Raw genomic sequence first — 2,000 nt, forward strand, 5'->3', positions numbered from 1 at the left:
CAAGAAGGGAAACCAAATAAGAAAATGTACTTTATTACAGATGAAGGGCGTGGAGAGTTTTATCAATACATGCAAACGGATGTAGAAAAAGATGTTTTACGTTCAGATTTTTTAATGAGGATGTATTTTGGTAATTATAGTGATGGTGCGAAGATAAAAAAATGGATTGAGGACGAAATTGAAAGAAAAGAAGCGTACATTGTGGACCTTCGCTTGAAATATGAAAAATGGAGAGAAGGTATTACGTTTGTTGAAGAAATTTCGCTTGATGTAGGTATTGCAACATATAGTGCACAAGTAGAGACGCTGAAGAGAAAGTTAGAGCAGTTAGAAGCGAAAGAAAATAATAAAACAGAAGAATGAAAAATGTGTTCAAAATAAATAAAGGGGTAGATGAACATGGAGCAATCAAAGGGACTGAAAATTGTCTTTTTAATGTGCTTAGGTATTTTTCTTTGTATGATTGATACAACGATTATGAATATAGCTTTACCAGCTATACAAACAAGTGTGAATACTTCATTAGAAAAGATGTCATGGGTATTAAATGTATATACAATGACTATTGCGGTACTCGCAATTCCGCTAGGACGGATAGCTGATATTTTTGGAAAAGCAAAGATGTATATTCTTGGTTTGGTGATTTTCGGTGGTGGGTCAGTACTTTGTGCTTTTGCTAATACAGGTGACTTCCTCATTTTTTCTCGTTTTATACAAAGTGTTGGAGCAGCAATTTTATTTCCGATAAGTATGGTAATTGGTGTATCAGCTATGCCGTTAGCAAAGAGGCATGTTGCACTTGCTATTTTAGGAGTAACGCAAGGATTGTCAGCTGCACTTGGTCCGGTAATAGGCGGAATTATTACGCAAAATGTAGGATGGAGATGGGTGTTCTTCGTCAATGTTCCGATTTGTATTCTGGGAATCATTTTATGCTGTATTATGTTACAAGTAAAAAATGAAGAACGTATTATTTCAAAAATTGATTGGATTGGACTTATGTTAAGTAGTTTAGCGATTTTTTCTTTTACTCTCGTATTAGTGAAAGGCAATACGTGGGGATGGCAAAGTAATATCGCTTGGTCTTGTTATACCATTAGCACTATTTCTCTTATTCTATTTGTTTTAGTGGAACGAAAGATTCATAATCCGATGGTGAATTTAAAATTATTTAAAGATCGAATGTTTGTAGGAGCGTCTATCGTTGTTGTATTAAGTAATTTATTTTTAATCGGAGTAACTGTGTTGCTTCCAACATTCTTGACAAAAATACAATACCGAACGGAAATTGAAGCTGCTTTTTTAGTGACACCTATTTCAGCGATGATATTTTTTGTCTCACCGGTTGCAGCAACTTTAATTAAAAAATTTGGAAAAGTAACTATTATTTTGTCAGGGTTTCTTGTTATGGGTCTATCCTACTATTGGTTGCAAATGATTGGCGTCAATTCAACAAATATAGAAATTATTACTCCGTGTATGATATTAGGTGTTGGATATGGTTTAGTAGTGGGACCAATTACAGTTTTAAGTGCATCTTCGTTTGAAGGGGAATTATTAACTGCTTCTCAAAGTGTTGTCTCGATGTTACGACAAGTTGGAATTGTATTAGCGGTTGCAATATTTGTATCTAATTTAACTCACAATTTAACAGTAAATAAAGAGAGTGTCTATCATTATGCGGAAGAAAAAGTACGTAATATTCATGGGGATAGTATTCAGCAAACTGAGATATTACAAGTAACAAAAGAAAAAATAGAGAAACAAAGTATAGAAGCAAATGTAGAAAAGAAACAAAATGAAATATGGGTGGGATTAAGTAAAGAGAAAAAAGATGAATTAATTCATCAAAAAGTGGATGAGGTATTAAGCGGAGTTCCAGTAGAATATAGAGATGTGAAAAGAGAAGAAGTTACGAATCGAGTAACAAAAGAAGTTGAAAAACAAGAAGAGAACATAAAAAAAGAAATACTCGTATTTTCAAATGATGTGAATCATTA

General features: G+C 33.2%; 2 protein-coding genes. Both read left to right on the forward strand.

What is annotated here, in order from left to right; translation table 11 throughout:
* Positions 1-363: PadR family transcriptional regulator (locus AC1DTM_RS24130; RefSeq protein WP_477001073.1), on the forward strand; the 363-nt coding region annotated here is incomplete at its 5' end.
* Between the two features lie 36 nt (positions 364-399).
* Positions 400-2,000: MFS transporter (locus tag AC1DTM_RS24135; RefSeq protein WP_477001074.1), on the forward strand; the 1,601-nt coding region annotated here is incomplete at its 3' end.

The sequence above is a fragment of the Bacillus sp. P4_D3 genome (genome assembly GCF_056401855.1).